Source organism: Azospirillum sp. RU38E (genome assembly GCF_900188385.1).
Classification (GTDB): domain Bacteria; phylum Pseudomonadota; class Alphaproteobacteria; order Azospirillales; family Azospirillaceae; genus Niveispirillum.
Window position 1 is genome coordinate 88,028 of sequence record NZ_FZOI01000019.1, and the last position, 7,385, is coordinate 95,412.

General features: G+C 61.8%; 6 protein-coding genes. All 6 read left to right on the forward strand.

Annotated elements, in window-relative coordinates; all coding sequences use genetic code 11:
• Positions 1-3 precede the first annotated feature (3 nt).
• The 6 genes from CHB97_RS21930 to CHB97_RS21955 all read left to right on the forward strand — a co-directional run bounded on the left by CHB97_RS21930 (position 4) and on the right by CHB97_RS21955 (position 7,294).
• Positions 4-1,671 carry a cyclic peptide export ABC transporter gene (locus tag CHB97_RS21930; RefSeq protein ID WP_089290162.1) on the forward strand — a complete coding sequence of 556 codons (1,668 nt, stop codon included), beginning with the start codon at positions 4-6 and terminating at the stop codon, positions 1,669-1,671.
• Positions 1,668-3,362 (forward strand): cyclic peptide export ABC transporter, encoded by a 1,695-nt coding sequence (locus tag CHB97_RS21935; protein ID WP_089290146.1) that lies wholly within the window; start codon positions 1,668-1,670, stop codon positions 3,360-3,362. Before CHB97_RS21930 ends, CHB97_RS21935 begins: the two co-directional genes overlap by 4 nt.
• Positions 3,363-3,554: 192 nt before the next feature.
• Positions 3,555-4,175: a YcjF family protein gene (locus tag CHB97_RS21940; RefSeq protein ID WP_160106143.1), complete on the forward strand. Its 621-nt coding sequence runs from the start codon at positions 3,555-3,557 to the stop codon at positions 4,173-4,175.
• Positions 4,176-4,255: 80 nt separating this feature from the next.
• Complete coding sequence (locus CHB97_RS21945) at positions 4,256-4,441, forward strand: hypothetical protein (protein WP_089290148.1); 186 nt, start codon at positions 4,256-4,258, stop codon at positions 4,439-4,441.
• A gap of 6 nt (positions 4,442-4,447) precedes the next feature.
• Positions 4,448-5,425, forward strand: a complete 978-nt coding sequence (locus CHB97_RS21950; protein ID WP_089290149.1) for a prohibitin family protein — start codon at positions 4,448-4,450, stop codon at positions 5,423-5,425.
• A gap of 231 nt (positions 5,426-5,656) precedes the next feature.
• On the forward strand, positions 5,657-7,294 hold the full coding sequence (locus tag CHB97_RS21955; RefSeq protein WP_089290150.1) for an ABC-F family ATP-binding cassette domain-containing protein: 1,638 nt from the start codon (positions 5,657-5,659) through the stop codon (positions 7,292-7,294).
• Positions 7,295-7,385 lie beyond the last annotated feature (91 nt).

A 7,385-nucleotide genomic window follows, 5' to 3' on the forward strand; every position in this document is an offset into this window, starting at 1 on the left:
ATAATGAATCTGCTGCGCCTTCTGGGTCGATTGGGATCGCAGCCGCTGCGCCGGCTGCTGCTGGCGGCGGGCGGCTCCGCCTTGAGCAGCACCATCGTGCTGGCCATCATCAATACTGCTGCGCAGAATATCGCCAAGGAAAAGGCGGATTTTCTGGATGCGGCCCTGGCTTTGCTGTTCCTGGCCTCGCTGGCCGGATTCTGGTTCTCCCAGGTCTGGCTGGTGCGCCGTATGGCCAGTGACCTGGAAGAGGTGGTGGATGGGCTGCGCCTGCGCCTGCTGGACCATATCCGCCATGCCGACCTGCTGAAGCTGGAGAAATTCGGCCAGACGCCGCTGTTTGAAAGTATCAGCCAGGCCAGCCAGACCATCTCCCAGAATTCCCAGTTCCTGGCGCTGACCCTGCAATCCTGCCTGCTGACCCTGGCGATCCTGGTCTATATCGCCATCATCAACGCCCTGGCCTTCCTGCTGATCGGCGGGCTGCTGGCGCTGGGCACCTGGGGCTATATACGGCTGGGGCGGGAGCTGCAGGCGCAGCAGCAGAAACTGATGCAGCAGGAAGCCGCCCTGTTCGAGGGCGTATCCGATCTGTTTGACGGGTTCAAGGAACAGCGGCTGAACAGCGCCCGCAGCGCCGGGCTGGGGCAGAGCTTCACGGAAGCCTCCGAACGTACCGTCGGTGCCCGCAACATTGTGCATATGCATAGCTGGCAGCAATTCATCTTTGGCGAAATGGCCTTCAACCTGATGCTGGGGCTGGTGATCTTCGTCGCCCCCGCCTATGCCAAGGGCTTCAGCGCCGAAATGGCGCAGGTGGCCGCCGCCGTGCTGTTCATGTCGGCCCCCGTCTTCGGGCTGATGCAGTCGCTGGCCATCATGACAGCGGCAGAGGCTGCCGCCGGGCGGATGCTGGAACTGGAACCAGAACTGGCCGCCCTGGCCGAAGAGGGCAGCGACCAGCCGGGGGAGGCACTGCCGGCCGATTTCCAGCAATTGCAGCTGGATGCCGTCAGCTTCACCTTCCCCGGCCGCGACGGGGAAAAGGGCTTTTCCGTCGGCCCGTTCGATCTGACGCTGCGGCGGGGTGAGGTGGTGTTCATCACCGGCGGCAATGGTTCCGGCAAATCCACCTTCATCAAGCTGCTGACCGGGCTTTACCGGCCGACATCGGGCCGGTTGCTGCTGGATGGTGTCTCGGTCGGACCTGACCGGCTGGCGGCATGGCGGGAAAACATGGCCACCGTCTTTGCCGATTTTCACCTGTTCAGCCGCCTCTATGGCACGCCCGCACCGGACAGGGCGGAAGCCGACCGGCTGATGGCCTGGCTGGAAATGGACAAGGTGACGGCGCTGAAGGATGACCGGTTCGGCCGGCGCGACCTGTCGGCCGGGCAGCGCAAGCGGCTGGGGCTGGTGGCGGCCTTGCTGGAGAAGAAGCCCATCCTGATCCTGGATGAATGGGCCGCCGACCAGGACCCGCATTTCCGGCACAAATTCTACCGTGAGATTGTGCCCGCGCTGAAAGCGCAAGGCCTGACCCTGATCGCCGTCACCCATGATGATCATTATTTCGACGTGGCCGACCGCCGCCTGCATATGGAAGAAGGCCGGATGAGTGAAGTGCCGGTGCCGCCCCCGCCCGCCGGACAAGGGGACATGGCCGCATGACCCGCCCCCCCTTCAATTCCAATCTGGCCCGCGTGATCTTACGGGAGATACCGGAAAATCTGCGGCTGGTCTCCTGGATGAACGTGCTGTCAGCCATCGCCACCGCCACCTTGCTGTGGCTGGTGCAGGCCGCCACCCAGGCCACGCAGGATGATGGCCAGCCGGGTCTGCGGCTGGTGCTGATGTATGTCGTCACCATCACCCTGTTCGGCATCAGCCATAATGTCACCCTGGTGACCGCCTCACACGATGCCGAACGGCTGATCCACGGATTCCGGCTGCGCCTGTTCGACGCCGTGCGCCGGTCCGATCTGGTGACGGTGGAAAAGATCGGCCGGGCCGCGCTGAATGGCGTGCTGGTGCAGGATACCCAGGCGCTGGGCAGCATCCTGCCGCTGCTGGTGATCGGGGCCCAGCAGGCGGTGATGCTGGTCTTTCTGGCGCTTTATCTGGCCTGGCTGTCGCCCATCGCCTGTGTGCTGGCCTTCGGCTTCGCCGGGCTGGCCGTGGCCGTGCGCTATGCCCGGATGCATGGCTTCCGCAAGCAGTTGATGGAAACCGTCGCGGCGGAAGCCGATGTGTTTGACGGGCTGACCGACATGCTACGCGGCTTCAAGGAAGTGAGGATGAGCCGGCCGCGCGCCGATGCGTTGACCCAAGCCATCGGCCGGGCCTCCGCCCGCGCCTGCACCGTCAACATCGCCACCAAAACCCAATGGGGGCGCAATTTCTCCCTGATTGAGGTGATGTTCTATACGCTGATCGGGCTGATGGTATTCGTGGTACCCCTGCTGACCACGGATTTCCATACGGTTGTCGTGCCCGCCACCACGGCCGCCCTGTTTATCGTCGGCCCCGTCAGCACCGTTTCCTTCGTCACGCCCATGCTGACCCAGGCGGAAATGTCGCTGGCCAATATTGAGGCCATGGAGGAACGGCTGCGCGAAGCCGCCGGCCCGATAGCAGCCGCGGCCGAGCCGGAACCGGTGGATGGTTTCGACAATCCCACCAGCATCGCCCTGTCAGGCGCCCGTTTCGCCTATCGTGACGCGCGGGACAATCCCATCTTCGCCGTCGGCCCGCTGGATGCCAGCTTCCATGCCGGGGAGATCAGCTTCATCACCGGCGGCAATGGCTCGGGCAAATCCACCATGCTGCGGCTTTTGACCGGGTTGATGCCGCTGGATGAAGGGGCGCTGCTGGTGGATGGCAAGCCGGTGCCGACGGCGGCGATGCAGCAATGGCGGGACAATATCTCCGCCATCTTCTCCGACTATCACCTGTCACGCCGCCTCTATGGCGTGGGGCCGGTGACGGATGCGGACGCCGCCCCCCTGCTGGAACGGCTGGAAATGCGGGACAAAGTGTCCATCGCCGATGGCTGTTTCAGCACAACCAGCCTTTCCACCGGCCAGCGCAAACGGCTGGCCCTGGTGGTGGCGCGGCTGGAAGATAAGAAGGTCATCGTGCTGGATGAATGGGCCGCCGACCAGGACCCGCATTTCCGCAAGATTTTCTATGAGGAGTTGCTGCCGGAGTTGCGGGCCATGGGCAAGATCGTCATCTGCGTCACCCACGATGACCGCTGGTTCCACCTGGCAGACCGCGCCTATCACATGAATGAAGGCCGGTTGGAAACAATCAGCCACGCCGCCCCCGGCAATCCGACGCCGCGTCAGGACATCATGTAATCATCATATGATTTGACTTGTAAATAAGGAGAAAAATTTTGACTATCACCCAACCATTGGTTAGCCCATTGTACGGTGTCGCTGGCCGCGTGAGCCTGCCATCCAGCGTTAACCGTCGATCCGGGGCAGGAACAGCCCGCCGCCATGCCGGGGGCGGGCCCGCCATCCTCTCTTCTACTGGAGCGCACTGACATGGTAACCAAGAAGGATCAGACCGAGGGTACCGCCCCGGCTGCCGATACGGCCGCTGCGGATGCCCCCGCCGCTGCCGCTGCTGCCGCCCCGGCAGCGGAGGCCACCACGGCCGAAACCACGACATCCAGCGATCTGGATGCCGCCCGTTCGGCCCATGCCGCCACCATCATCCGCAACCACGTGCTGGCCTCTGCCGCCACGGTGGTGGTGCCGGTCTATCTGCTGGACAGCGTCGCCCTGGCTGGGGTGCAGCTTAACCTGGTGCGCGAACTGGCCAAGGTTTACGGTCAGGAATTCCGTGCCGATCTGGTGCGCCCGGCCCTGGGTACGCTGCTGGCCACCATTGCCCCCAAGGCCGTCGCCAGCTCCGGCCTCAGCGCCCTGGTCGCCAACCTGCCGGTGGTGGGCACCGCCTATCGCTGGCTGGCCCTGCCGGGCTTCAACGCTGCCTTCACCTATGCCGTCGGCCGGGTGTTCGAACAGCATTTCGCCTCTGGTGGCACCTTCCTGACCTTCGATCCGGCGAAGGTGAAGGATTATTTCGTGTCCCAGTACAACAAGGTGCGCGGCAAGAAGGCGGAGGAAACGGCCGAGGCCGCCGCCCCGGTCGCCGCCTGAGCCTGCTGGCGGGGGACCGACAGTCCCCCGCCTTCTCTCCTCAGCAACGATGCCAACCCGGTGACAAAGGTTCTGGCCCCATGTTGATTACGGTATTCCTGCTTTATGGCCTGTCCTGTGCCATCTGCGGCTTCATGGGTCGCAAGACAACCTTCGGGTTCATCGGCCATTTCCTGTTGGCGATTTTTATTACCCCGCTGATCTCCTTCATTATCCAAGCCATTACCCGGCCTGGATCCCATTTCAAGATGCAGACGCGGGACTGAACGCGAATGAAACAGGTCGCAGCGTCTGCCGCCACACCCGCCCGCTGGCGCTATTGGCATAGCGCCCAGGCCTGGGCGAAGGAGAATGCGGTTTCCCTTTACGCCCTGGCGCTGGCGATAATACTGGGACTGCTGGCCATCGCCCCCCGCATGGTGATCGAGGTGCCGGCCGGTTCCGTCGGGGTGATGTGGAAACGGTTTGCCGGCGGTACCGTTACGGAAGAGGTGATGCGGGAAGGCACCCATTTCATCTTCCCCTGGGATGAAAGCACCCTGTACGATACCCGCCTGCGCAGCTTTACGCGTGAATATGAAGCCGTGGCCGCCAATGGTCTGGCCATCAAGGTGGAAGTCGCACTCCGCTACCGGGTCAACCCGGAAGCGGCGGGCCTGCTGCACAAGCTTGCGGGAAAAGAATATCTGGAAACGCTGATCCAGCCGGAAATCGCCAGCCTGCTGTACAAGTTCGTCTCCAAGCACACGCCAGAAAATTTCTACTCGGTTAAACGGGATGAAATTCAGGATTTCCTGGAAGAACAGGCAAAGATCGATTTTCCCATTGGTAATGATAAGGATACGACCGGCAATCCATTGAACATGCCGATGATCCATATTGATGAAGTGCTGGTTTCCAACGTCACCCTGCCCCTGACCGTGCGTCAAGCCATTGAACGCAAGGCCGAGCAGGAACAGATCATGCAGGAATATGATTTCCGCATCGCGCGGGAGGAAAAGGAAAAGGACCGCAAGCGGATCGAAGCTGAAGGCATCCGCCAGTTCCAAGATATTGTCGCCCGCACCATCACCCCGGAATATCTGCGTCTGCGCGGGATTGAGGCAACGCAGAGCTTCGCCACCTCCAGCAATGCCAAAACCATCATCATTGGCGGCCGCGACGGTCTGCCCGTTATCCTGAACACAGGTGATGAGGCCAAGCCGGCGGAACGGTCACCACCAGCCGCCGGGGAGGCAAAACCCAACTGATACCAGCTTCACGAGCCACGCGGCGGCAGTTGCAGCATTACCATCGGTCAAAATTTCAGACCGTAGACATCACAGCAATCGGCGGGCCCCGTCGATCCACAGGATGCACGGGCGATCCTCCCCCTGGCTGATCGGCCGTGCATCGCGATATACTGTCGAACTGGTCACTGGTGCATCCCGCATCTTGTGGCATAAGGGGGGCCAATCTTAAGCACCTGGACCCCGCCTCCCATGATCCGCCTTGAAAATATCAGCAAACATAATGGTCATCGCATTCTATTCCTTGACTCTTCTGCGGCGTTGAACCGGGGGGAGAAGGTGGGGCTGGTTGGCCCCAACGGCGCTGGCAAGACCACCTTGTTCCGCATGATCACGGGCGAGGAACTGCCGGATACGGGCCAGGTCTCGGTGGAGAAGCAGATAACCATTGGCTATTTCAGCCAGGATGTCGGCGAGATGTCCGGCCGCAGCGCCGTTCAGGAAGTGATGGATGGCGCCGGACCGGTCAGTGACGTAGCCAAGGAAATGGCCAGCCTGGAAGAGGCCATGGCCGACCCCGATCAAGCCGACCAGTTGGATGCCATCATCGAGCGCTATGGCGAGGTGCAGGCGCGCTTTGACGAGTTGGGCGGCTACGAGCTGGAGGGTCGCGCGCGCGAAGTGCTGGCCGGGCTCAGCTTCAGCCAGGAAATGATGGACAAGGATGTTGGCGCCCTGTCGGGGGGCTGGAAAATGCGCGTGGCGCTGGGCCGCATCCTGCTGATGAAACCCGATGCCATGCTGCTGGACGAGCCCAGCAACCATCTGGACATTGAAAGCCTGATCTGGTTGGAGGGCTTTCTGAAAGCCTATGACGGCGCCCTGCTAATGACCTCCCATGACCGGGAATTCATGAACCGGATCGTCAACAAGATCATCGAAATCGACGGTGGATCGCTGAACAGCTATTCCGGCGATTATGGTTTTTATGAACAGCAGCGGGCATTGAACGAAAAGCAGCAGCAGGCGCAGTTTGAACGCCAGCAGGCCATGCTGGCCAAGGAGATCAAGTTCATTGAGCGGTTCAAGGCACGGGCCTCGCACGCCAGTCAGGTGCAAAGCCGGGTCAAGAAACTGGACAAGATTGACCGGGTGGAGCCGCCGAAACGCCGCCAGATCGTGACGTTCGAGTTTCCCCCCGCCCCGCGCTCGGGCGAGGATGTGGCGGTTCTGCGTAATGTCCATAAGGGCTATGGCAGCCGCAGCATCTATCAGGGCTTCGATTTCACCATCCGCCGGAAAGAGCGCTGGTGCGTGATGGGTGTCAATGGGGCCGGCAAGTCGACGCTGCTGAAGCTGATTGCCGGGGTTGACCAGCCTGACAGCGGAACGGTCAATGTCGGCGCCAGCGTGAAGATGGGCTATTTCTCCCAGCACGCCATGGAGCTGCTGGACGGGGAGCAGACCGTGTTCGAGGCGCTGGAAAGCGCCTTCCCGCAGGCCGGCCAGGGATCGCTGCGGGCGCTGGCCGGCTGTTTCGGCTTTTCCGGCGATGATGTGGAAAAGCGCTGCCGGGTGCTGTCCGGCGGGGAAAAAGCGCGGCTGGTGATGGCGATCATGCTGTATAACCCGCCCAATTTCCTGGTGCTGGACGAGCCGACCAACCATCTTGATCTCGACACCAAACAGATGCTGATCACCGCCCTAGCGGCCTATGAAGGGACCATGCTGTTCGTGTCGCACGACCGGCATTTCCTGGCCGCCCTGTCCAACCGGGTGCTGGAACTGACGCCGGATGGCATCCATCAATATGGCGGCGGTTATACGGAGTATGTGGCGCGCACCGGGCAGGAGGCACCGGGCCTGCACAGTTGTAAAAATCTGGACTAGAAAGAAACTGCCTCAGGGGTTTGGGTTGGCGTAGGAGAGGGTGACGTTGTATCCGAGTTCAGTGAGGCGTCGGATGAGGCGTTTGGTTTGT